We start from the raw sequence: 21,873 nt of genomic DNA on the forward strand, positions 1-21,873 counted from the left end.
GCCCGCACGGCGATCTACCCGGAGGAGATGCTGGCCGCCGTGCCGCCGGACCTGCGGCGGCGCTACGTGATGGTCGCGCGCGACCGGGCCCGGCGCGAGGGGCGGATCGTGCCGGAGCTGCGCGCCCGGGTGCGTTTCCAGCGGCTCAACCTGATGGACGAGGCCTACCCGATCGACCGGGACGTCGACCTCGTCTTCTGCCGCAACGTGCTGATCTACTTCGACAAGCCGACCCAGAAGGCCGTGGTCGCGCGCCTCGCCGCGCATCTGCGCCCCGGCGGCTACCTGATCGTCGGCCATTCCGAATCGATGGCGGGCGTCGGCGTGGCGGGCCTCGACCAGATGTCCTCGACCGTCTTCAGCAAGCTGAGGGATTCCGGCCGGTGAGTGCGTCGAGACCGATCCGCGTCCTCATCGTCGACGACTCGGCCTCCGTCCGCCAGACCCTGTGCGGCATCCTGGAGACGGCGCCCGACATCGAAATCCTGGGTACCGCGGCCGATCCGTTCATCGCCGCGCGCCGGATCCAGGAGGAGATCCCGGACGTCATCATCCTCGATCTCGAAATGCCGCGCATGGACGGCCTGACCTTCCTGCGCAAGATCATGGCGCAGAAGCCGCTCCCGGTGATCGTCTGCTCGACCCTGACCGAGGCGGGTTCCCGGATCCTGTTCGAGGTGCTGGAGGCGGGCGCCGTCGACGTACTGCCGAAGCCGCGGGTCGACACCCGCCAGTTCCTGCTCGAATCCACGGTGCGGGTCTGCGACGCGGTGCGTGCGGCCGCCCGGGCCAAGCTGCGCGGCAGCCGGCCGCCGCGACAGCTCGTCGAAGCGAAGCTCTCGGCCGATGTCGTCCTGCCGCCGCCCGTGCCCGGACGCGTCGTGGTCGAGACCGACCGGATCGTCTGCATCGGCGCGTCGACGGGCGGGACGGAAGCCCTGCGCGACGTGCTCGAGGTGCTGCCCGCCGAGTCCCCCGGCCTCGTCATCGTGCAGCACATGCCGGAGCATTTCACGGCGGCGTTCGCCAAGCGCCTGAACGGGCTCTGCGCGATCGCCGTCAAGGAGGCGGAGGACGGCGACCTTGTGCTCCGCGGCCGCGCCCTGATCGCTCCGGGCGGGCGGCACCTCATGGTCGAGCGCCGCGGAGCCAGCTACGCGGTGTCGGTGAAGGACGGGCCCCTCGTCGCGCGCCATCGGCCGTCGGTCGACGTCCTGTTCCGGTCGGCCGCCCGGGCGGCCGGCGCGAACGCCCTCGGCATCCTGATGACCGGCATGGGCGACGACGGCGCCAACGGTCTGCTGGAGATGCGCCGGGTCGGGGCCCAGACCGTCGCGCAGGACGAGGCGAGCTGCGTCGTGTTCGGCATGCCCAAGGAGGCGATCGACCGCGGCGCGGCCGCCAAGGTCCTGCCGCTCGAGCAGATGCACCTGGAGATCCGGCGCTTCGGCCTGTCAGCGGCGCGCTGAGGCCGGGGCCGGACTCAGGACGGGTCGCGTTGCCCGGACTGCGCCTCGGCCATCGCCCGGCGCCCGCGCGCGCGGCTGGACGGGCGAGCCGCTCCGCGACGCGTCCCGCGGGTGCCCGTCTTCACCGACCGGGCCCCGGGAGGCCCCTGGTTCCCGCCGCGCCGCGCGCCGCGCTGGACGACCTGCCCGGGGCGGTCACCCTCGTCCCGCGTTCCGGCATCCAGCAGGTCCTGAACGCCGGGCGGGTGATCGGGCACGCGGAACAGGCGGGCCAGCCCGTCGGCGACGCCCCGGAGAACGGCGTCCGCCTGCTCGTGATCTTCCTGGCCCTGTACGACGATGAAACTCATCTGCGCACCCGGATCGTTCGTTCAGATCCTAAACTCGATCCGGTGCGAGGGGTTGCCCGAGTCTGTCAGAAGTTATGCCGCGATGTCGTGACTCCGCCATTCATGGACATCATGTAATCAACCGGTGGTCGTATCGCGATGAATAATGAATGACCGTGCCGGGGTCGCGAACATGCCTCGCGGTGACTCGCGGCGCATTTTTCAACGCAGAGTCATGTCTCGTTCTGCACTGCGCGGGGCAGGGTTGTGCTGGTGCGCAACGACACGCGTCGCGCGGCGCGCCGGCGTTGCCATGACCGCGCGGCTCACGCGGCGTAGCGGTCGAGCGCCAGATCGTCGCTCGCGATCTCGGGGGCGCGGCCGGACACGAGGTCGGCGAGCAGGCGGCCCGAGCCGCAGGCCATGGTCCAGCCCAGCGTGCCGTGACCGGTGTTGGTGAACAGGTTCCCGACCCGCGTGCCCCCGACGATCGGCGTGCCGTCCGGCGTCATCGGCCGCAGGCCGGTCCAGAACGAGGCGCGGTCGAGATCGCCGCCGGCCGGGAACAGGTCCTGCACCGAGCGCGCGAGGGTCTCGCGGCGCGGCCCGCGCAGGGCGTTGCTGAAGCCGGCGAGCTCGGCGGTGCCGCCGACGCGGATGCGGTCGCCCAGCCGGGTGATCGCGACCTTGTAGGTCTCGTCCATCACCGTCGAGACCGGCGCGGCCTCCGCGTCGGTGATCGGCAGCGTCAGGGAGTAGCCCTTCACCGGGTAGACCGGCAGGGCGATCCCGAGGGGGCGCAGCAGGGCCGGCGTGTAGCTGCCCAGCGCCGCCACGTAGGCGTCCGCCCGCAGAAGCGCCCCGTCGGCGGTCTCGACCGCCGTCACCCGGTCGCCGGCGTGATGCAGCCGCGCGATCGCCGTGCCGTAGCGGAAGGTCACGCCGAGGCTCTCGCAGAGCGCGGCGAGGCGCTGTGTGAACAGGTGCGCGTCGCCGGTCTCGTCGCCCGGCAGCCGCAGGCCGCCGACGAACACGTCGCGCACGGCGGCGAGTGCCGGCTCGGCCGCGATGCAGCCGGCCGGATCCAGCACCGTGTAGGGCACGCCGTAGGCGTCGAGGACGCGGGTGTCGTCGCCGACATGGTCGAGCTGCTTCCGCGTCCGGAAGAGCTGCAGCGTGCCCTTCTCCCGGTGATCGTAGGCGATGCCGGTCTCGGTGCGCAGGTCGCGCAGCGCGTCGCGGCTGTACTCGGCCAGCCGCACCATGCGGCCCTTGTTCCGCCGGTAGGCCTCCTCGGTGCAGTTCGCGAGCATGCGCGTGAGCCACGCGTAGAGGCGGGGCTCCAGCCGCGGCCACAGCACCAGGGGCCGGTGCCGCATCATCAGCCACCTGAGCGCCTTCACGGGGATCCCGGGCGCCGCCCAGGGGGCCGAGTAGCCCGGCGAGACCTGGCCGGCATTGGCGAAGCTGGTCTCCAGGCCGGCGCCGGGCTGGCGCTCCAGCACGGTGACCTGATGGCCGGCCCGGGCGAGGTAGTAGGCCGAGGTGACGCCGACGACGCCGCCGCCGAGGATGAGCACGTGCATGGCGGGCCTCAGGCTCCGAGATAGACGCGGTGGAAGCGGTGGCCGAGGTTGGTCAGGACCTCGTAGCCGATCGTGCCGGCCGCGGCGGCGGCGGCGTCGACGTCGCGCTCCGGCCCGACGATGTCGACGAGCGCGCCCGGGCCGAGGGTGCCGGGCGCCGCGTCGGTGACGTCGAGGACGAGGCTGTCCATCGAGACGCGCCCGACCACCGGCAGGCGAACGCCGCCGAACCACGCCGCGCCGCCCGCCGTGCTGCGGAAGAACCCGTCGGCGTAGCCGATCGCGACCGTGGCGAGGCGGCTGTCCCGGGCGACCGTGGCCGCGTGCCCGTAGCCGACCGGCGTCCCCGCCGGGACGCTGCGCGTCTGCATCACCCGGGCCCGCAGCCCGATCACCGGCCGCATCGGGTTCGGCGCGCCCTCCTGCGGGGCGATCCCGTAGAGGGCGGCGCCGGGGCGCACCAGGTCGAAGTGGAAGTCCGGACCGAGGAAGATCCCCGACGAGGCCGCGAGGCTCGCCGGCACCGCGGGCAGGCACCGGCGGACGGCCCGGAAGACGGACAGCTGCGCCGCGTTGACCGGGCTGTCCGGCTCGCCCGCGCAGGCGAGGTGGCTCATCACCAGCCGCAGGTCGAGGCCCGCGAGGGCGTCCGGCCGGTCGAGCAGCACGCCGACTTCGTCCGGCGCGAAGCCGAAGCGGGCCATGCCGGTGTCGACCTGGAGGATCGCGGGCAGGCGCCGCGCGCGCCGCCGGGCCAGGCCCTGCCAGCCGTCGAGCTGGGACCGGTCGTTGAGGACGGGCACGAGGTCGTGGTCCGCGCAGGTCGCCTCGCTGCCCGGGGCGGCGCCGTTGAGCACGGCGATCACCGCGCCGGGTCCGAGGATCGACCGGAGCGCCACGCCCTCGCCGACCTGGGCGACGAAGAAGTGCCGGCAGCCCGCGGCGGCCAGAACCGGCGCGACCCGGTCGGCGCCGAGCCCGTAGGCGTCCGCCTTGACGACGGCCGCGCAGGTCGCGGTCCCCGCCCGGGCGGCGAGCAGGCGGTAATTCTCCGCGAGGGCCGCGAGATCGATCGTGAGGAGTGCGGAGGCCGTCCCGGCCGGGCCCGCATCGGGCCGGAGATCGCGATCGATCATGCTCATGGCGGCCCTCGGGACAGCGCTCGGATGCAGTGCCGGAAGGCTACACGGAGGATCGTCGAATGAGCGTGCGTCCTGTCGAAGGCCTTTGAATTCGAAGCTTGGCTGTGCAAGTTTCTGCGGCCTCATCGAAGATCCTGCGAGTCGCGCGTGGACGAGATCGACCGCCGCATCATCCAGGCCCTGCGCGGCGACGGCCGGATCAGCAACGCGGATCTCGCCGCGGCGGTCGGCCTGTCGGCCTCGGCCTGCCATCGCCGCGTGCGGCTGCTGGAGGAATCCGGCACCATCCGGGGCTATACGGCGCTGATCGGCGGCGCGGTCGACGGGCCGGGCCTCGTGGTCCTCACCCAGTTCACCCTGGACCGCCAGACCGAGGATTACCTCAACCGGTTCGAGGCGGCCGTCCGGCGCTGTCCCGAGGTGCAGGACTGCTATCTGATGACCGGGACGGCCGATTACCTCGTGAAGCTCAAGGTGATCGACGCGGCCGATTACGAGCGGCTGCACAAGGATGTGCTGTCGCGGCTGCCGGGGGTCGCCCGGCTGCAGTCGAGCTTCGCCATCCGGACCGTCGTGGCGGCGGGCCGGCCGCTCTGAAGGAAGTCCCCGCCATGACGTCGATCGCCGAACCGCCCGCGGACGCTCCCTGCGACCTGCGCCTCCGCGACGCCGCGCTCGCCGACGGAAGCCGGGCAACCGTCGACATCCGGGGCGACCGCGTGGCGGCGCTGCGAGATCCCGGCGCGCCGCTGCCGCCCGCCGGCCGCACGATCGATCTCGGCGGCGCCCTGGTCTTGCCGGGCCTGACCGACGGGCACGTCCATCTCGACAAGTGCCTGCTCGGCCTCCCGTGGCGCCCGCACGCGGCGGCGGGATCCGTCCGGGCGATCATCGACGACGAGAAGAGGTTCCGCCGCGCCACGCGGATCCCGCTCGCCGAGCAGGGCGCCGAGGCGCTGCTCGAACGCATGCTCCGCGGCGGCACGACCAGCTTGCGGACCCATGTCGACATCGACGACGTCACGCGGCTCGACCACCTCGCCCAGATCCTCGAGCTCCGGGCGCGCTGGTCCGACCGCCTGCAGATCCAGATCGTCGCCTTCCCGCAGAGCGGGATCCTGGGATGCCCGCCGGTCGCCGACGACCTGGACGCCGCCCTGCGGATGGGCGCGGACCTCGTCGGCGGCCTCGACCCCGTCGGCATCGACGGCGACCGCGACGGTCACCTGGACGTCGTCTTCGCCCTGGCCGAGCGGCACGGCAGGGGCATCGACATCCATCTCCACGAGGGCGGCGCGGCCGGCCTCGCCACGATCGCGGCGATCGCGGCCCGCACCGAGGCGGCCGGGCTCGGCGGGCAGGTCACGATCAGCCACGCCTTCGCCCTCGCGGAGGCCGACGACCTGGAGCTCGGCCGGATCGCGGAGGCCCTGAACCGGGCCGGCGTCGCGATCCTCAGCAGCGTGCCGGGCGGGACCCGCTGCCCGCCGATCCTGCGATTGCGGGACCTCGGCGTCCCGGTCTGCTTCGGCACCGACAACGTCCGCGACTGCTGGAATCCCGCCACCGTCACCAGCATGGTGGCCCGCGCCCAGCTCGCCGCCTACCGGTTCGACCTGCGCACCGACGCCGACCTCGCGGCGCTGCTGGCGCCGATCACCGCCGTCCCGGCGCGGATGCTTGGCCTCGGTCCGGGTGCGGTGGCGCCCGGCGCGCGGGCCGACCTGATCGCCTTCGCGGCCGGCGGCGTGCCGCAGGTGATCGTCGAGCGCCAGGAACCGGTGCTCGTCGTGGCGCGGGGCGCCGTCGCGGTCGACCGGCGCGGCGCGGCAGACGGGAACCCGCCGCCGTGAACGACCGCGCCCTGCGCTACCTGCTGGCCGTCGTGCGCGCGGGCTCTGTCCGGGCGGCCGCCGAGGTGCTGAACGTCGCCGCCTCGGCGGTGAGCCGGCAGATCATCGAACTCGAGGCGCAGGTCGGCGAGACCCTGCTCGAGCGCCTGCCCCGGGGTGTCGTCCCCACCGAGGCCGGCCGTCTGGTCGCCGCGCACGCGCAGCGGCAGGCCGACGAGGCGGCGCTGCTGGAGGACCAGCTGAAGCGCCTGCGCGGGGTGCAGCGGGGCACGGTCAGCCTGCGCTGCGGCGCCGGCTTCCTGATCGACCTCCTCGACAATGCACTCGCCGGGTTCGCGCAGGACCATCCGGGCATCGCCTATCAGGTCGAGATCGGCACCACCGACGGGATCCTCGCGGCCATAGCCCGGGGGGACGCGGATATCGGCCTCGTCTACAACCCGCCCGCGCATCCGGATGTCCGCGGAATCGTCACCGCCCGGCAGCCGCTGCTCGCCATCCTGCCGAAAAACCATCCCCTCGCGGATGGATCGGCGCCGGTTCCGCTGCGCAGCTTCGCTACCGAGCCCGCCGCTCTTCTGCCGCCCGACCACGGGGTGCGCCAGCTGATCGGCCGCGTCGAGGCGGATGGCGGCTTCCGGCTGGTGCCGCGGCTGGAGACGGCGTCCTTCGAGCTGCATCGCCGCTTCGTCATGGCCGCGATGGGCGTCGCCTTCCTGCCCCGCTTCGTGGTCGCGGCCGAGCTGCGGGCCGACCTCCTCGACGCTGTGCCGCTGCGCGACAGCATCCTGTCCGAGGCGACCGCCCACCTCGTCATCCGGGCCGGGCGACGGCTGCCCGAGGGCGCGGCGCGCCTGCTCGGCTGGCTGGCCGACCACATGGTGGCGTTCCGTCCGCCACCGGCCTGACCCTACCGTGCTGGATTTCCGCACGTTACGTGCAGAAATCCATGATTGTAGCAACGCTCGTTTGCCGAGATCATCCTCCCGCACGGTGAGGACGGATCGGTATGACCATCGCAACGGTAGGGGTCGTCGGGCTCGGCAATATGGGTCTGGGCATGGCCGCGACCCTGGCCCGCAAGGGCTTCGCGGTCCTCGGCTACGACATCGACGCGGGCCGGCGCCCCGCTGCCGAGGCGGCCGGCGTCACCACCCTCGACGCCCTCAACGACGTGCTCCGCCGGGCCGACGCCCTGGTGTTCTCGCTGCCGCTGGCGCGGGACGTGGAGGCGGTGGTCACCGCGGAGGGCGGCCTCCTGTCCCGGACCGACCGGAAGGTCGTGGTGATCGACACCTCGACCTCGGATCCCGGCACGACACGGCGCCTCGCCGAGCGCCTCGCCGCGGCCGGTCACGCGCTCCTCGACGCCCCGGTGAGCGGCGGCCCGTCCGGCGCCGCCGAGGGCACCCTGACCATGATGATCGGCGGAGCGGAGGCGGATTACGAACTGGCCCGTCCGGTCCTGGAAGCCATGTCGGCCCGCGCGCCGCATGTCGGGCCGTCGGGCGCCGGCAACATCGTCAAGCTCGTCAACAACCTGCTGGTGGCGGCCCATCTCGTGACCACCGGCGAGGCCCTGCGCCTGTCCGAGGCGGCGGGCCTCTCGGCCGAGGAGGCCGTCAAGGTCGTGAACACCGCGACCGGCCGCAGCGCGATCAGCGAAATCATGGTCCCGCGCTGGGTCCAGTCCGGCACCTTCGACAGCGGCTTCTCGGCCGGCCTGATGCGCAAGGACGTGCGCCTCGCCCTCGAACTCGCCGCCGAATGCGGGATCGACCTGCCGCTCTCCGCCGAGGTGAAGCGCATCTGGCAGGCCACGCAGGCCGCCATCCCCGACGCGGCCGACTTCACCCGCATGGCCGATTACCGCGATCCCAAGGGAGCCCACTGATGTCCGGCACGCCGCACTCGCCCGCCGCCGATCGGGTCGCCGCCCTCCTGGCCGACCTGCTGCCGGGCGGCCGCATCGGCAGCGTCGTGGCCGGCGAGATCCTCGCCGGGACCGGCGCCGCCCTCGATCTCACCAACCCCGCCGACGGCGGCGTGCTCGCGACCTTCGCCGATGCCGGCCCGTCGGTCGTCGAGGCCGCCATGGCGGCGGCCCGCGACGCCCAGCGCGCGTGGTGGGGCATGAGCGCCGCCGCCCGCGGCCGCGCGCTGTGGGCGGTCGCCGCCCTGGTCCGGCAGCACGCCGGCGCGCTCGCCGAGCTGGAGACCCTCTCGGCCGGCAAGCCGATCCGCGACACCCGCGGCGAGGTCGCCAAGGTCGCCGAGATGTTCGAGTACTACGCCGGCTGGTGCGACAAGCTCCACGGCGACGTCATCCCGGTCCCGACCTCGCACCTGAACTACACCCGCCACGAGCCGTTCGGCACCGTGGTGCAGATCACCCCCTGGAACGCCCCGATCTTCACCGCGGGCTGGCAGATCGCGCCGGCGCTCTGCGCCGGCAACGCCGTGGTGCTGAAGCCCTCCGAGCTGACGCCCCTGACCTCGCTGGCGCTGGGCCTGCTCTGCGACCGGGCCGAGGGGATGCCGCGCGGCCTCGTCTCGGTGCTGGCGGGCGCCGGCCCGACCACCGGCGCCGCCGCGGTGGCCCATCCCGAGACCCGGCTGGTCGTGTTCGTCGGCTCGGCCGAGGCCGGTGCGCAGATCGCCGCCGCGGCGGCCCGCGCCATCGTGCCGAGCGTGCTGGAGCTCGGCGGCAAGTCGGCCAACATCGTGTTCGCCGACGCCGATCTCGACCGGGCGCTGATCGGCGCGCAGGCCGCGATCTTCGGCGGCGCCGGGCAGAGCTGCGTGGCCGGCTCCCGGCTCCTCGTGCACCGCTCGATCCACGCGTCCTTCGTCGAGCGCCTGTCCCACGCCGCCGCGCGCATCCCGGTGGGCGCGCCGACCGACCCGGCGACGCAGATCGGCCCGATCAACAACCGGCGCCAGCGGGATAAGATCGCCGCCATGGTCGAGGCCGCCGCGGGGGCGGGGGCGACGATCGCGGCGGGCGGGGCCTGCCCCGCAGCCCTGCGGGACACGGGCGGCTTCTACTACGGCCCGACCATCGTGGACGGCGTCGCGCCGGACGCCGCGATCGCCCGGGAGGAGGTGTTCGGCCCGGTCCTGGCGGTCCTGCCGTTCGACGGCGAGGACGAGGCGGTCGCGCTGGCCAACGGCACGCCTTACGGCCTCGCCGGCGCGGTCTGGACCGGCGACGGCGGGCGCGGCCACCGGGTCGCGGCGGCGCTCCGGGCGGGCACCGTTTGGGTCAACGGCTACAAGACCATCAACGTGGCCTCGCCCTTCGGCGGCTTCGGCCGTTCGGGCTTCGGCCGCTCCTCGGGCCGCGAGGCGCTGATGGCCTACACCCAGACCAAGAGCGTCTGGGTCGAGACCGCCGCCGCGCCGGCCGTGACCTTCGGCTACGTGGGCTGAGCCCGACGCCGGGCGGACCGTTCGACAGGATCAGGCGACAAGACCGGCGATCGAGACCGGCAGGCGGAGCAACAGGCAGGCCCGAGCAGGGCAGGGGAGAATGACGATGGCGGGCGAACTCTATGCGGCGGAGGCGAGACCGGTCGCGCCCGCCGTCTCGGGCGGCGGGAAGCTGACGCTGTTCCTGCTCGCCCTGGTCATCGTCGTCATCGCGGAGGCGATCGGCAACGTCAGCATCCCGGTGGGGTCGGGCAAGATCGTGCTGCTCCCGCTGCTCTGGGCCCTGCTGCTGGGCGGCGCGCTGGGGCTGATGAGCCCGCGCCTGCCCGCGCCGCTGCGGCTGTCGGGCGCCCTGCAGAACGCGGCCGGCGCCTACCTGCAGCCGGCGCTCCTGATCTTCATCGCCAAGCTCGGCCTGCTCGTCGGCGGGTCGCTGCCGAAGATCCTGGCCTCGGGCTGGGCCCTGGCCTTCCAGGAGTTCGGCCACTTCTTCGGCACGATGGTGTTCGGCCTGCCGGTCGCGCTCCTGCTCGGCATCAAGCGCGAGGCGATCGGCGCGACCTTCTCGGTCGGCCGCGAGCCGAGCCTCGCCATCATCGGCGAGCGCTACGGCATGGATTCGCCGGAGGGGCGCGGCGTGCTGGCCGAGTACCTGACCGGCACGGTGTTCGGCGCGGTGTTCATCGCCCTGCTGGCCGGGCTGGTCACCAGCCTCGGGATCTTCAACCCGCTGGCGCTGGCGATGGGCGCCGGCGTCGGCTCCGGCAGCATGATGGCCGCGGCCTCGGGGGCGATCGCGGCCCAGCAGACGCCCGAGATCGCCAAGGACGTCGCCACCTTCGCGGCGGCCAGCAACCTCGTCACCACCACGATCGGCACGTACTTCACGCTGTTCCTGTCGCTGCCCTTCACGATCTGGGCCTACGGCAAGCTGGAGCCGATCCTCGGCCGCAACCGGCCGGACGCCGCCCGCCCGGCGGCCGCCGACCCGCAGGGCGCCGCGCAGGCGGCCGCGCCGGCCCATCAGGAGGTGCGGATCGGCCTCGGCGAGACCGTGCTCGCCTGGATCCTGATCGGCGCCTACGGGCTCATCGGCAACTGGCTCACCTACGGCGTCGTCCCCGACGCGCAGGTCGTGGCCGGGATGGCGATCATCATCGGCACCGTGCTCGCCGGCTGGGGCCTCTACCTGCTCCTCGGCCGGCGCCTGCCCGCCGTCCTCTGGGTCTCGATCATCGGCATGGCGCTGACCTATCCCGGCACGCCCTACGCCGCCGAGATCGCCGCCCTGACCGGCAAGCTCAACTTCCTGGCGCTGGCCACGCCGATCCTGACCTTCGCGGGGCTCTCGGTCGCCAAGGACGTGCCCGCCTTCCGCCGCCTCGGCTGGCGGATCGTCGTGGTCTCGTTCATGGCCAATGCCGGGACCTTCCTCGGCGCGGTCCTGATCGCCCAGTTCTTCATGCACGCCCCGCTGGGGTGAACCGCCGCGCCGATCGGCGTAGGGTCCGGACGGGGGATCGAGGCGCTCCGGCAGCGCCGGCATTTGAGAGAGGTCGCATGGGCATCGAGGCGGAGACCGTGGAGCGGATGGTCGCGTGGCGGCGCGACCTGCACGCCCACCCCGAGCTGGCCTTCCAGGAGGTCCGCACGGCGGAGCTCGTCGCCCGGGAACTGGCCGCCTGCGGCCTCTCGGTGAAGACCGGGCTCGGCCGCACCGGCGTGGTCGGGACCCTGAGCCGGGGCGACGGGCCGACCGTCGGCCTGCGGGCCGACATGGACGCCCTGCCCATCCAGGAGGCGACGGGCGCGAGTTACGCCTCCCGGACGCCCGGCGTGATGCATGCCTGCGGGCACGACGGCCACGTGGCGATGCTGCTCGGCGCGGCGCGGCACCTCGCGTCGCGCACCGACCTCTCCGGCACGGTGCACTTCATCTTCCAGCCGGCGGAGGAGTGCGAGGGCGGCGGGCGCGCCATGGTCGAGGACGGCCTGTTCCGGCTGTTCCCGTGCGATTCCGTCTACGGCCTGCACAACTGGCCGGGCCTGCCGCTGGGGACCTTCGCGACCCGGGTCGGCGCCATCATGGCCTCCCTCGACACGTTCGAGATCACGGTCGCCGGGTTCGGGACCCACGCGGCCATGCCGGAGCGCGGCACCGACACGCTGGTGGTCGCTTCCGAGATCGTCCTCGCCCTGCAGACCATCGTGAGCCGCCGGATCGCGCCCACGGACCCGGTCGTGCTCAGCGTCACGCAGATCCACGGCGGCGACGCCTACAACGTCATCCCCGAGCGCGCGGTCATCCGCGGCACGGTCCGGTGCCTGGACGAGGCCGTGCGCAAGCGCGTCGCGGAGCTCGTCGCGGCCATCGCGGGCGGGACGGCCGGCACGCACGGCGCCCGCGCGGAGGTGGACTACCGGTTCGGGTACCCCGCCACCGTCAACACCGCCGACGCCGTCGGCACCGCCCTGGAGGCGGCCGGGACCGTGCCGGACATCACCGCGCGCCGCGGCGAGGTCGGACCCTCCATGGCGTCGGAGGATTTCGCCTACATGCTCCAGGCCTGTCCCGGCGCCTATGCCTGGATCGGGACCGACGGGGCGCAGCGGAGCCTGCCGCTCCACAATCCGGGCTACGACTTCAACGACGAGGCGCTGCCGGTCGGCGCCGCGTACTGGGCCGCGCTGGCGTCGCACAGCCTCAGGCCGTGAGGCGAGCGCTCTGAGGGACCGCCCGCGCCGGGAGGCGCGGGCGGTCCCGATGGCGGGTCTCAGGCCGCCATCGGCCCGTAGCGCCGGTGACCCTTCACGTCGAAGCGGTCGAGCATCATGACCTTGTCCCAGGCCTTGACGAAGTCCGCCACGAAGCGGCGCTGGCCGTCGCTGCCCGCGTAGGCGTCGGCGATGGACCGGAGCTGCGCGTTCGACCCGAAGACGAGGTCGCTGCGGGTCGCCTCGAACTTCCTCTGCCCGCTCGCGCGGTCCTTGAGCGCGAAGGTCATCCCGTCCGCGTCCGCCTTCTCCCAGACCAGGTCGACGTCGGTCAGGTTGCGGAAGAAGTCGGTCGTCAGCACCCCGACCCGGTCGGTCAGGACGCCCCGGTTCGACCCGTCGTGGTTGGCGTTGAGCGCGCGCAGGCCGCCGGTCAGGACGGTCCATTCCGGGGCCGTCAGCGTCAGCAGGTTGGCCTTGTCGAGGAACATCTCCTCCGGCGACACGCTGCGCGTCATCTGCCCGAAGCCGTCGTCGACGTAGTTGCGGAACCCGTCCACCACCGGCTTCAGCCACTCGAACATCTCGAGGTCGGTGAGCGCCTGCGTCGTGTCCACCCGGCCCGGCGTGAACGGGACCGGCGTCTCGACCCCGGCGTCGCGGGCCGCCCTCTCCACGGCGACGCAGCCGCCCAGCACGATCAGGTCCGCCAGCGAGATCTTCTTCCCGTCGCTGCGCCCGTCGTTGAAGGTCGCCATCACGCCGCGCAGGGCCTCGACCACGGGCGCGGCCCGCCGGTTGACGGCCCAGTCCTTCTGCGGCGCGAGCGCGAGGCGGCCGCCGTTGGCGCCGCCGCGCTTGTCGCTGTCGCGGTAGGTCGAGGCCGCCGAGAAGGCCGTGAAGGCGAGATCGGAGACCGACAGGCCGGTCGCGGCGATCGCCTGCTTCAGCGCGGCGATCTCGGCCTCGCCGACGAGCGCGTAGTCCCGCTCGGGCAGCGGGTCCTGCCACAGGAGCCCGTCCTCGATCACCGCCTCCGGGCCGAGGTAGCGGTGCTTCGGACCCATGTCGCGGTGGGTCAGCTTGTACCACGCCTTGGAGAAGGCCTGGGTGAAGGCGTCGAAGTCGTTGAGGAACTTCTCGCAGACCTTGCGGTAGTCGGGGTCGACCTTCAGGGCGATGTCGGAGGTCATCATCATCAGCGGGTGCATCTGGCCCGCGACGTGGGCGTCCGGCGTCTTCGGCGCGTCGGGATCCTTGGGCGTCCACTGGAGGGCGCCCGCCGGGCTCCTGGTCTGCTCCCACTCGAACCTGAAGAGGTTCTCCAGGTAGGCGTTGTCCCACTTGGTCGGATCGGGCGTCCAGCTGCCCTCGATGCCGTTGGTCATCGTGTCCTTGCCGGCGCCGGACCCCTTCGGATTGTGCCAGCCGAGGCCCATCGCCTCCATCGGCGCCATCTCGGGGGGCGGACCGATCTCCTTGGCGGGGGTCATGCCGTGGCTCTTGCCGAAGGCGTGCCCGCCCGCGATCAGCGCCACCGTCTCCTCGTCGTTCATCGCCATGCGGGTGAAGGTGATCCGGATGTCGCGCGCGGAGGCCAGGGGGTCGCCGCTCGCGTAGGGGCCCTCCGGGTTCACGTAGATCAGCGCCTGGTGGGAGGCGGCCAGCGGGTTCTCCAGGTCGTAATCGGCGTCGCCGTTCTTGCCCCGCCAGCGCTTGTCGCGGTTCACCATGTCGTCGAAGCTCGAGACCGAGCCCATCTCGACCACCTCCGGACCCCAGTAGGTGGCGTTGTCCGCCTCCCAGGCGTCGAGGCGGCCGGCGGCGAAGCCGTAGGTCGGCAGGCCCATGATCTCGAGGGCGCAGTTGCCGGTGAGCACCATCAGGTCGGCCCACGACAGGGCGTTGCCGTACTTGTGCTTGATCGGCTGCAGGAGGCGCCGCGACTTGTCGGTGTTGCCGTTGTCCCACCAGCTGGAGATCGGGGCGAAGCGCTGCAGGCCGGTGCCGGCGCCGCCGCGCCCGTCGGCGATCCGGTAGGTGCCGGCCGAGTGCCAGGCCATCCGGATCATCTGCGGGCCGTAATTGCCGTAGTCGGACGGCCACCACTCCACCGACGAGGTCAGGAACTGCTTGATGTCGCGCTTGAGCGCCTCGAAGTCGATCTTGGCGAACTCGGCCGCGTAGTCGAAATCCGGGCCGAGGGGATCGGCCGCCAGCCCGTTCTGGTGGAGCACCTCCACCCGCAGGCGATGGGGATACCAGTTCTCCAGCGTCGGCCGGTTGCCGAGGGCGCCGCCGATCCGGTCGCCGCCGAACGGGCATTTGCCTTCCATGTGAAACGTCGTCGTGTCCGTCTTGTCGATCGTCTCGCTCATCGGGTGGTCCCCCTTGGGTGTTGCGCGACGACCGGGCGCGCGGGGCTCGGACGTCGACGGCGTTGGGCGGTGCAGGCGGTCCGAACCCTCAGGCGCTTCCCGTCGCGCTCGAGCCTCGTGACGAAATGAGGCGGTTCCCGGCGGGATCAAGTTCGGGTCGCCGAAGTCTTGCCCGGGCGCCCGGTCGACGACCGCGCAATGATCGCGATGACGTTGTCGCGATCAGCCCTGTCGCCGGCATCGCCGAGCGACGGCGTCGACTCGACGTCGACGCGGGCCCGCGCCCGGGCATTACCCTTCGTCTTGGGGGCGTCGTCGAGCGTCATGAGGGACGTCTCGGCTCCCCTCGAAGGCCGGGCGAGGCCGCCGGTGCCCGTCGTCGTGGGTCAGGGCGCGGACCGCGGGCCGGACGGCGCGGCGCCCGCGCCGCTCCCGGAGCCGGTGACGGCCGTGCGGGCGGCGGCCTGGCTCTGGCTGGCGTAATCGGGCGGCGCGGTCTCACCCTGCCAGATCATCAGCCCGGCCAGGGCGGCGATCATGAGCCCCACGCTGACGAGCAGCACGACCAGCACCGGCCTGCCGCGCCGGCCCTGTCGGCTCTCCTGGGCCGTGTGACCTTCGACCATCCGCGCCTCGCTGGAGGTTGGTTCCGGGAAATCCCGGCGAGAACCCGCGACCCCGCGGATAGATCCAGTCCTGCGACGCTGTGGACCGGCCCCTCGGGCACGCCGACACCGCTGTGCCACCCATTGGCGTCCGCCGGCGTTGGTCATACAGTCATACACATGACCGCAACGTCCGCGCCGCAGCCCGATCTCCGTCTGCCGCTCTATCAGCGCCTGCGGGACGAGATCGCCTTCCAGATCGCCCGCAACGTCTGGCGCTCGGGCGAGCCGATCCCCACGGAGGCGGAGCTGGCGGCGACCCACCGGGTCGCCATCGGCACCGTGCGCAAGGCGATCGACGTCCTCGTCGCCGACGGCCTCGTCGAGCGTCAGCAGGGCCGCGGCACCTTCGTGCGGCGGCCGCGCTTCGACCGGTCCCTGTTCCGGTTCTTCCGGCATCTCGGGCCGGATGGCACGCAGGCGGTGCCGGAGGGGCGGATCCTGTCGCGCGAGGCCCGTCCGGCCCCCGCGGCCGCACGCGAGGCCCTCGGTCTCGACGCGCGCGGCGCGGCGATCCGCCTGATCCGGACGCGCCACCTGCAGGGCCGCCCGATCCTGTCCGAGGCGATCTGGCTGCCGGCCGCACGGTTCGCACCGATCCTGACCGCCCCGCTGACTGAGATCGGCGACCTCCTCTACCCCGCCTACGAGCGCCTCTGCGGCGAGATCGTCGCCCGCGCCGAGGAGACCCTGACCGTCGGCATCGCCGACGCGACCGACGCCGAGCGCCTCGAGATCGCGGACGGAGACCCGGTCGTGGTCATCGAGCGCCTCGCCTTCGGCTTCGACGCCCGCCCGATCGAGTGGCGCGTGACCCGCGGTGCGGCCAAGGACTTCCGGTATCACGTCGACATCCGCTGAGAGGCCGGCGCCTTGACGCGCCGGCGCGCGCGTGCTCATTTATTCATATAAATGACTAGTCCTCTTCGGAGGGCGGAGGAAAGCCCGTGTTCCGCTGGTACCGCGACGTCGGTCCGGCCGAGCGTCGCACCTTCTGGGCCTGTCTGGGCGGGTGGTCGCTCGACGCCCTGGACGTGCAGATGTTCAGCCTCGCCATCCCCGCGCTGGTCGCGAGCTTCGGGCTCAGCCGCTCGGAGGCCGGCCTGATCGGCGCGGTCACGCTCGTCGCGGCGGCGCTCGGCGGCTGGCTCGGCGGCCTCGCGGCGGACCGGATCGGCCGCGTCCGGGCCCTTCAGATCACGGTGCTGTGGTTCGCGGTCGCGACCTTCCTGGCGGCCTTCGCGCAGAGCTTCGCCCAGCTGCTGACCCTGAAGGCGCTGCAGGGGATCGGCTTCGGCGCCGAGTGGGCGGCCGGCGCCGCGCTGATGGCGGAGGCGATCGGGCCCGAGCACCGCGGCCGGGCGCTGGGCGCCGTGCAGGGGGGCTGGGCCCTCGGCTGGGGGGCGGCCGTGCTCCTGGCCACCGCGGCCTTCTCGGTGCTGGATCAGGAGACCGCCTGGCGGGCCCTGTTCGCCTGCGGCCTCGCGCCCGCGCTCCTCCTGATCTACCTGCGCCGCTCGGTCCCGGAGCCGGCGCGGCCGGTCGGAAGGCCGGCCCGGCCGCCGGCCGGATCGCTCGCGATCTTCGCGCCCGGCCTGCGCCGGGTCACGGTGCTCGCGACGCTGCTCGGCCTGGGCGCCCACGGGGGCTTCCACGCCCTGTTCACGTGGCTGCCCACCTACCTGAGCGTCGAGCGCGGCGCCTCGGTCCTCGGCACCGGGCTCTACCTCGCGATCATCATCGCGGCCTTCGGCCTCGGCTGCCTCGTCGCCGGCGGGCTCGTGGACCGGCTCGGGCGGCGCCGGACGGTGGCGCTCTACGCGGCCGGCTGCATGGCGCTGGTCGTCCTCTACCTGCTGCTGCCGGTCGGCGGCACGGGCCTGCTCCTCCTCGGGGCCCCCCTCGGCTTCTGCACCGCCGGCATCCCCGCGAGCCTCGCGGCCCTGTTCAGCGAGCTCTTCCCGGACGGCCTGCGCGGGACCGGGATGGGCTTCTGCTACAACGCCGGCCGCCTCGCCTCCGGCCTGCTGCCCCTCGGCGTCGGCCTGCTCAGCGAGATCCTCGGGCTCGGCCCGGCGATCGGCCTGTCGGCCCTCGGTGCCTACGGGCTCGTCCTCCTCGCCGTCGCGCTCCTGCCGGATCGGCAGTCCGGCGGCGCGCTGATCCCCCAGACCGTGAGATGATCCGATGAACCGGCGCCGCTTCTGCCGCACCCTGCTCGCGGGCGGCGTCACGCTCGCGCTTCCGGCCCGCGGCCGCGCGGCCGGGCCCGGCTCCGCCGCCGACGGCGTGGCGGCGGTCGACACCCACGCCCACGTCTTCACCCGGTCCCTCACCCTCACGGGGGACCGCCGCTACGCCCCCGACTACGACGCGAGCATCGCCGACTACCGCGCCATGCTGGACCGGAACGGCATGGCCCGCGGCGTGCTGATCCAGCCGAGCTTCCTCGGTACCGACAACGGCTACATGGTCTCGGCCCTGCGGTCCGCGCCGGAGCGGCTGCGCGGCATCGCCGTGCTGGCCCCGGAGGCCGAGACCGCCGCGCTGCGCGACCTCGCCGGGCAGGGCGTCGTCGGCCTGCGCCTGAACCTGATCGGGCGGCCGGACCCGGACTTCGCCGGCCCGGTCTGGCGCGCCCACCTCGCGCGCGTGGCGGATCTCGGCTGGCAGATCGAGGTCCAGGCCGAGGCGCGGCGCCTCGCGCGGCTGCTGCCGCCGCTGGTCGAGGCGGGCGTCCCCGTCGTGGTCGACCATTTCGGCCGGATCGACCCGGCCCTCGGCATCGCCGATCCGGGCTTCGCCGACCTGCTCGGCTTCGGCCGCGGCGGCCGCGTCTGGGTCAAGCTGTCGGGCGCCTACCGCATCGGCAGCGGCGAGGCCGGCCGGCAGACGGCGCTGCAGGCCGCCGAGCGCCTGCGCGGCGCCTTCGGGGCGCGGCGCCTGCTCTGGGGCAGCGACTGGCCGCACACGCAGTTCGAGACCCAGGCCAGCCCCGCCGAGGCCCGGCGCGACCTCGACGCCTGGGTGCCGGACCCGGCCGAGCGCCGGATCGTCCTGGCCGAGACGCCCGCCGAACTCTTCCGCTTCGACCGCTAGGCCGGGGCGCGCCCGCCCGAATTCCAGCGAGGACAGGACCATGGCAACACCGACCACGCCACACGCGGCGGACGCGGCCGCCTTCGAGAGCCGAACGATGCGGAAGGTCGGCCTGCGCCTGATCCCCTTCCTCGTGCTCTGCTACTTCATCGCCTACGTCGACCGGGTCAATGTCGGCTTCGCGGCGCTGACCATGAACCACGATCTGGGCCTCTCCGCCGCGGCCTTCGGCCTGGGCGGCGGCCTGTTCTTCGTCGCCTACGTCCTGTTCGAGGTGCCGAGCAACCTCGCGATGGAGCGCGTCGGCGCGCGGATCTGGATCGCGCGGATCATGATCACCTGGGGGCTCGTCGGCATCGGCTCGGCCTTCGTCACCGGTCCGGTCAGCTTCGCCACCGCCCGTTTCCTGCTGGGCGCGGCCGAGGCCGGGTTCTTCCCGGGCGTGATCCTGTACCTGACCTACTGGTTCCCCAAGGCCTACCGGGCGCGGATCGTGGCGATGTTCATGGTCGCGATCCCGCTCTCCAGCTTCTTCGGCTCGCCGCTCTCGGCGGCGCTGCTCACCCTCGACGGCGCCGCGTCCCTGCGCGGCTGGCAGTGGCTGCTGATCATGGAGGCGGTCCCGGCCGTCATCCTCGGCGTCGCCGCCCTCGCGCTGCTGCCGAGCCGGCCGGCCGAGGCGACCTTCCTGAGCCCGGCGGAGCGCGGCTGGCTGACGGACCGGCTGGAGGCCGAGCGGCGCGCCGCCGAGGCGGGCGCCGGGCACCACGCCCACGGCCTCGCGGCGGTCTGGGCGGTGCTCGCGAGCCGGCAGGTCTGGCTGCTGGCCGTGATCTACGCGGGCAGCTCGGCCACCAGCAACACGCTGTCGCTGTGGATGCCGCAGATCCTCAAGGGGTTCGGCCTCAGCAACCTGCAGACCGGCCTGCTGAACATGATCCCGTTCGGCATCGCCTCGGTCTTCATGATCGTCTGGGGCCTGCGGGCGGACCGCAGCGGCGAGCGGATCTGGAGCACGGCCCTGCCGCTGGCGCTGACCTCGGTGAGCTTCGCCCTGACGCTGCTGACCGGCTCGCTCTGGATGACGCTGGTCCTGCTCTCGCTGGTCCTGCTCGGCAACTACGCGATCAAGGGCCCGTTCTTCGCCCTGGCGACCGAGACGCTGCCGCCGGCCCAGACGGCCGCCGGCATCGCGGCGATCAACACCCTGGCGCATCTCGGCACCGGGGCGATCACCTCGCTGATCGGGGTGCTGCGCGAGCAGACCGGCAGCTTCCCCGTCGCCCTGCTCCCGCTCTGCGCCCTCACCGGCGCCGGCTGCGCCCTGGTCTTCTGGATCGGCCGGCACCGGCCGCGGGCAGCGGCCGTCGGGGCGGCCCCGTCGGCGGCGCGGGGCTGACGCGGCGGCGACGCTCAGGCCGGCTGGCCGAGGATTCCCAGGATCTCCCGGCGCAGCCGCACGATCTCGGGATCGTCGCGGTGGCGCGGATAGGGCACCGCGACCGGCAGCGCGGCCCGGATCGCGGCCGGGCGGTCGGAGAGCACGATCACGCGCTCGGCCAGCACCAGCGCCTCCTCGACGTCGTGGGTGACGAGGAGCGCGGTGAAGCGCTTCTCCTGCCAGAGCCGCAGGATCTCGGCCTGCATGGCCAGCCGCGTCAGGGCGTCGAGCTTGCCGAGCGGCTCGTCGAGGAGCAGCAGCCGCGGCGCGTTGACGAGCGCCCGGGCAAGGGCCGCCCGCTGCGCCATGCCGCCGGAGAGCTGGTGCGGGTAGACATCCGCGAAGCCGGACAGGCCGACGAGCCCCAGCGCCCGGTCGACCCGGGCCGCCCGCGACCGCCCGACGCCGCGGGCCTCGAGCCCGAGGGCGACGTTGCCGCGCACGGTCCGCCACGGGTAGAGGGTCGGGTCCTGGAAGACGAGGAGCCGGGACGGGTCCGGGCCCTCGACCGGGTCGCCGTCGACCCGGATCGCGCCCTGGTCGGGCGGCTCCAGGCCGGCGACGAGCCGCAGCAGGGTGGACTTGCCGCAGCCCGAGGGGCCGAGCAGCGCGACGAAGCCGCCGGGCTCCACGTCGAGGCTCACCCGGTCGAGGACCGGCAGGGGCGCGCCGCGGATCGCGAAGGCGTGGCTGACGGACTCGACCGTCAGGCGGGCGCCGGCCGCGCCGGCTTCGGGGCGTTCGAGGGTCGCGGCGGCTACCATTGCACCAGCCCCTTCTGCCAGGCGAGCAGGCGGTCGCGCAGGCGGAACAGCAGCGTGATCAGGGACGAGCACATCAGCGCCATCACGATCAGCACCGCGTACATGTTGGCGTAGGCGGCCCAGCCCTGCGCCCACTGGAGGTACCAGCCGAGGCCGGACTTCACGCCGAGCATCTCGGCGACGACCAGCACCGCGAAGGAGCCGCCGAGCCCCATGAACAGCCCGACGAAGACGTGCGGCAGCGCCGCCGGGATCGCCACGCGCAGGATCAGGAAGCCGCGCGAGGCGCCGAGCGTCCGCGCCACGTCGAAATAGGCCTTGTTGACGCCCGCCACGCCCGACCAGGTGAGCACCGTGACCGGGAAGCCGGTGGCCAGAGCCACCAGGAAGGTGCTGGCCGACCACGAGGACGGGAAGACGAAGAAGGCGAGGGGCAGCCACGCCGTGGCCGGCAGCGGCCCGACGAGGCGCAGCACCGGATGGGCCCAGTAGCCCACCGCCCGGAAGCTGCCGATGGCGACGCCCAGGACGAAGCCGGTCGCCGCCCCGATGGCGTAGCCGCCGGAGAGCAGGATCAGCGAGTTGAGGATGCTGCCGCCGAGCTTCGGCCAGTCGTCGAGGAAGACCTCCAGGATCGCCTGGGGCGAGGGGAAGAACGGCATCGGCAGCAGGGCGAGCTTCGCCGTGACCGCCTCCCAGGCGATCAGCGCCAGGGCCAGCGCCGCGAGCCAGGGGCTCCCGTGCCGCAGCCGCGCCCCGAGGGTGCCGAGGCGGCCGGCCGCGGGCGCGAGGACCAGGAGGGCGAGGCCGAGCGCCGCCGCGCCGGAGCCGAGGGCCGCGGTCTCGGGCAGGTCGTCCGCCTCGGGCAGGCCGAGGGTCACCCCGGCCAGGGCGAGCCAGGCGGCACCCGCGAGGACGATCCGCCAGGGCGGCCGCGGCAGCCTTCGGGACGGGGCGGCGGCCCGCGGGGCGACGCCGGCGGCGATGCTTCCGGACATGG

Annotated in this window: 21 protein-coding genes; 13 read left to right on the forward strand and 8 right to left on the reverse strand. The window is 73.4% G+C overall.

Annotated elements, in window-relative coordinates:
- Together ACTJK8_RS04405 and ACTJK8_RS04410 are read left to right on the forward strand one after the other, a co-directional pair.
- Window positions 1-387 (forward strand): CheR family methyltransferase (locus tag ACTJK8_RS04405; RefSeq protein ID WP_440761575.1); only part of this gene is annotated, 387 nt, incomplete at its 5' end.
- Complete coding sequence (locus tag ACTJK8_RS04410; RefSeq protein WP_440761576.1) at window positions 384-1,469, forward strand: protein-glutamate methylesterase/protein-glutamine glutaminase; 1,086 nt, start codon at window positions 384-386, stop codon at window positions 1,467-1,469. The genes ACTJK8_RS04405 and ACTJK8_RS04410, both read left to right, overlap by 4 nt.
- 14 nt (window positions 1,470-1,483) lie before the next feature.
- Here the strand turns inward: ACTJK8_RS04410 and ACTJK8_RS04415 are convergent, their stop codons facing one another.
- From ACTJK8_RS04415 to alr, 3 genes are all read right to left on the reverse strand, one after another.
- A complete protein-coding gene (locus ACTJK8_RS04415) occupies window positions 1,484-1,819 on the reverse strand; it encodes a hypothetical protein (RefSeq protein ID WP_024828563.1) in 336 nt (111 codons plus the stop codon).
- Window positions 1,820-2,124: 305 nt separating this feature from the next.
- Entirely contained in the window at window positions 2,125-3,384 is a 1,260-nt protein-coding gene (locus tag ACTJK8_RS04420; protein ID WP_024828562.1) for a D-amino acid dehydrogenase, read from the reverse strand.
- An 8-nt stretch (window positions 3,385-3,392) separates the two neighbouring features.
- Window positions 3,393-4,778, reverse strand: a complete 1,386-nt coding sequence (alr, locus tag ACTJK8_RS04425; RefSeq protein ID WP_440761577.1) for an alanine racemase — start codon at window positions 4,776-4,778, stop codon at window positions 3,393-3,395.
- Here alr and ACTJK8_RS04430 point away from each other — a divergent pair.
- The 7 genes from ACTJK8_RS04430 to ACTJK8_RS04460 all read left to right on the forward strand — a co-directional run bounded on the left by ACTJK8_RS04430 (window position 4,674) and on the right by ACTJK8_RS04460 (window position 12,526).
- Complete coding sequence (locus tag ACTJK8_RS04430) at window positions 4,674-5,123, forward strand: Lrp/AsnC family transcriptional regulator (protein WP_053621892.1); 450 nt, start codon at window positions 4,674-4,676, stop codon at window positions 5,121-5,123. The genes alr and ACTJK8_RS04430 overlap by 105 nt on opposite strands.
- 14 nt (window positions 5,124-5,137) lie before the next feature.
- A complete protein-coding gene (locus ACTJK8_RS04435; RefSeq protein ID WP_440761578.1) occupies window positions 5,138-6,379 on the forward strand; it encodes an amidohydrolase in 1,242 nt (413 codons plus the stop codon).
- A complete protein-coding gene (locus ACTJK8_RS04440; RefSeq protein WP_012321736.1) occupies window positions 6,376-7,287 on the forward strand; it encodes a LysR family transcriptional regulator in 912 nt (303 codons plus the stop codon). The genes ACTJK8_RS04435 and ACTJK8_RS04440 overlap by 4 nt, the downstream gene beginning before the upstream one ends.
- Window positions 7,288-7,388: 101 nt before the next feature.
- Window positions 7,389-8,273 carry an NAD(P)-dependent oxidoreductase gene (locus ACTJK8_RS04445; RefSeq protein WP_182178524.1) on the forward strand — a complete coding sequence of 295 codons (885 nt, stop codon included), beginning with the start codon at window positions 7,389-7,391 and terminating at the stop codon, window positions 8,271-8,273.
- A complete protein-coding gene (locus ACTJK8_RS04450) occupies window positions 8,273-9,811 on the forward strand; it encodes an aldehyde dehydrogenase family protein (RefSeq protein ID WP_209650887.1) in 1,539 nt (512 codons plus the stop codon). The genes ACTJK8_RS04445 and ACTJK8_RS04450 overlap by 1 nt, the downstream gene beginning before the upstream one ends.
- 100 nt (window positions 9,812-9,911) lie before the next feature.
- The gene (locus ACTJK8_RS04455) at window positions 9,912-11,294 is read left to right on the forward strand and encodes a DUF3100 domain-containing protein (protein ID WP_182178527.1); all 1,383 of its coding nucleotides are present in this window, start codon (window positions 9,912-9,914) and stop codon (window positions 11,292-11,294) included.
- A 77-nt stretch (window positions 11,295-11,371) separates the two neighbouring features.
- Complete coding sequence (locus tag ACTJK8_RS04460) at window positions 11,372-12,526, forward strand: M20 aminoacylase family protein (protein WP_059409409.1); 1,155 nt, start codon at window positions 11,372-11,374, stop codon at window positions 12,524-12,526.
- A gap of 59 nt (window positions 12,527-12,585) precedes the next feature.
- On the opposite strand, the gene katG is transcribed toward ACTJK8_RS04460, so the two are convergent.
- The 3 genes from katG to ACTJK8_RS04475 form a co-directional block, all read right to left on the reverse strand.
- The gene (gene katG, locus ACTJK8_RS04465) at window positions 12,586-14,904 is read right to left on the reverse strand and encodes a catalase/peroxidase HPI (RefSeq protein WP_440761579.1); all 2,319 of its coding nucleotides are present in this window, start codon (window positions 14,902-14,904) and stop codon (window positions 12,586-12,588) included.
- Window positions 14,905-15,050: 146 nt separating this feature from the next.
- Window positions 15,051-15,230 carry a hypothetical protein gene (locus ACTJK8_RS04470; RefSeq protein ID WP_029359534.1) on the reverse strand — a complete coding sequence of 60 codons (180 nt, stop codon included), beginning with the start codon at window positions 15,228-15,230 and terminating at the stop codon, window positions 15,051-15,053.
- A 60-nt stretch (window positions 15,231-15,290) separates the two neighbouring features.
- The gene (locus tag ACTJK8_RS04475; protein WP_440761580.1) at window positions 15,291-15,530 is read right to left on the reverse strand and encodes a hypothetical protein; all 240 of its coding nucleotides are present in this window, start codon (window positions 15,528-15,530) and stop codon (window positions 15,291-15,293) included.
- A 159-nt stretch (window positions 15,531-15,689) separates the two neighbouring features.
- On the opposite strand from ACTJK8_RS04475, the gene ACTJK8_RS04480 reads away from it, so the two are divergent.
- From ACTJK8_RS04480 to ACTJK8_RS04495, 4 genes are all read left to right on the forward strand, one after another.
- On the forward strand, window positions 15,690-16,430 hold the full coding sequence (locus tag ACTJK8_RS04480; protein WP_024828552.1) for a GntR family transcriptional regulator: 741 nt from the start codon (window positions 15,690-15,692) through the stop codon (window positions 16,428-16,430).
- Window positions 16,431-16,516: 86 nt separating this feature from the next.
- A complete protein-coding gene (locus ACTJK8_RS04485; protein WP_024828551.1) occupies window positions 16,517-17,752 on the forward strand; it encodes an MFS transporter in 1,236 nt (411 codons plus the stop codon).
- Window positions 17,753-17,756: 4 nt separating this feature from the next.
- Complete coding sequence (locus ACTJK8_RS04490) at window positions 17,757-18,668, forward strand: amidohydrolase family protein (protein ID WP_012321746.1); 912 nt, start codon at window positions 17,757-17,759, stop codon at window positions 18,666-18,668.
- 40 nt (window positions 18,669-18,708) lie between these two features.
- The gene (locus ACTJK8_RS04495) at window positions 18,709-20,067 is read left to right on the forward strand and encodes an MFS transporter (protein WP_024828549.1); all 1,359 of its coding nucleotides are present in this window, start codon (window positions 18,709-18,711) and stop codon (window positions 20,065-20,067) included.
- A 14-nt stretch (window positions 20,068-20,081) separates the two neighbouring features.
- Here ACTJK8_RS04495 and ACTJK8_RS04500 read toward each other — a convergent pair whose 3' ends face one another.
- Both ACTJK8_RS04500 and ACTJK8_RS04505 read right to left on the reverse strand, forming a co-directional pair.
- Entirely contained in the window at window positions 20,082-20,873 is a 792-nt protein-coding gene (locus tag ACTJK8_RS04500) for an ABC transporter ATP-binding protein (protein ID WP_440761581.1), read from the reverse strand.
- Window positions 20,867-21,871: an ABC transporter permease gene (locus ACTJK8_RS04505; RefSeq protein ID WP_440761582.1), complete on the reverse strand. Its 1,005-nt coding sequence runs from the start codon at window positions 21,869-21,871 to the stop codon at window positions 20,867-20,869. Before ACTJK8_RS04505 ends, ACTJK8_RS04500 begins: the two co-directional genes overlap by 7 nt.
- Window positions 21,872-21,873 lie beyond the last annotated feature (2 nt).

The sequence above is a fragment of the Methylobacterium sp. 22177 genome, assembly GCF_052045615.1.
Classification (GTDB): Bacteria; Pseudomonadota; Alphaproteobacteria; order Rhizobiales; family Beijerinckiaceae; genus Methylobacterium; species Methylobacterium radiotolerans.

Bases quoted from the DNA above. Each gene is read 5' to 3' on its own strand.
- ACTJK8_RS04450 (WP_209650887.1), top strand. From the start codon at position 8,273: ATGTCCGGCACGCCGCACTCGCCCGCCGCCGATCGGGTCGCCGCCCTC.
- ACTJK8_RS04420 (WP_024828562.1), bottom strand. From the start codon at position 3,384: ATGCACGTGCTCATCCTCGGCGGCGGCGTCGTCGGCGTCACCTCGGCC.
- ACTJK8_RS04415 (WP_024828563.1), bottom strand. From the start codon at position 1,819: ATGAGTTTCATCGTCGTACAGGGCCAGGAAGATCACGAGCAGGCGGAC.
- katG (WP_440761579.1), bottom strand. From the start codon at position 14,904: ATGAGCGAGACGATCGACAAGACGGACACGACGACGTTTCACATGGAA.
- ACTJK8_RS04435 (WP_440761578.1), top strand. From the start codon at position 5,138: ATGACGTCGATCGCCGAACCGCCCGCGGACGCTCCCTGCGACCTGCGC.
- ACTJK8_RS04500 (WP_440761581.1), bottom strand. From the start codon at position 20,873: ATGGTAGCCGCCGCGACCCTCGAACGCCCCGAAGCCGGCGCGGCCGGC.
- ACTJK8_RS04480 (WP_024828552.1), top strand. From the start codon at position 15,690: ATGACCGCAACGTCCGCGCCGCAGCCCGATCTCCGTCTGCCGCTCTAT.
- ACTJK8_RS04455 (WP_182178527.1), top strand. From the start codon at position 9,912: ATGACGATGGCGGGCGAACTCTATGCGGCGGAGGCGAGACCGGTCGCG.
- ACTJK8_RS04460 (WP_059409409.1), top strand. From the start codon at position 11,372: ATGGGCATCGAGGCGGAGACCGTGGAGCGGATGGTCGCGTGGCGGCGC.
- ACTJK8_RS04445 (WP_182178524.1), top strand. From the start codon at position 7,389: ATGACCATCGCAACGGTAGGGGTCGTCGGGCTCGGCAATATGGGTCTG.
- ACTJK8_RS04490 (WP_012321746.1), top strand. From the start codon at position 17,757: ATGAACCGGCGCCGCTTCTGCCGCACCCTGCTCGCGGGCGGCGTCACG.
- ACTJK8_RS04495 (WP_024828549.1), top strand. From the start codon at position 18,709: ATGGCAACACCGACCACGCCACACGCGGCGGACGCGGCCGCCTTCGAG.
- ACTJK8_RS04475 (WP_440761580.1), bottom strand. From the start codon at position 15,530: ATGGTCGAAGGTCACACGGCCCAGGAGAGCCGACAGGGCCGGCGCGGC.
- ACTJK8_RS04470 (WP_029359534.1), bottom strand. From the start codon at position 15,230: ATGACGCTCGACGACGCCCCCAAGACGAAGGGTAATGCCCGGGCGCGG.
- ACTJK8_RS04505 (WP_440761582.1), bottom strand. From the start codon at position 21,871: ATGTCCGGAAGCATCGCCGCCGGCGTCGCCCCGCGGGCCGCCGCCCCG.
- alr (WP_440761577.1), bottom strand. From the start codon at position 4,778: ATGGCAGGCCGAGGCCGACAGGCCGACCGCCGCGGCGAGATCCGCGTT.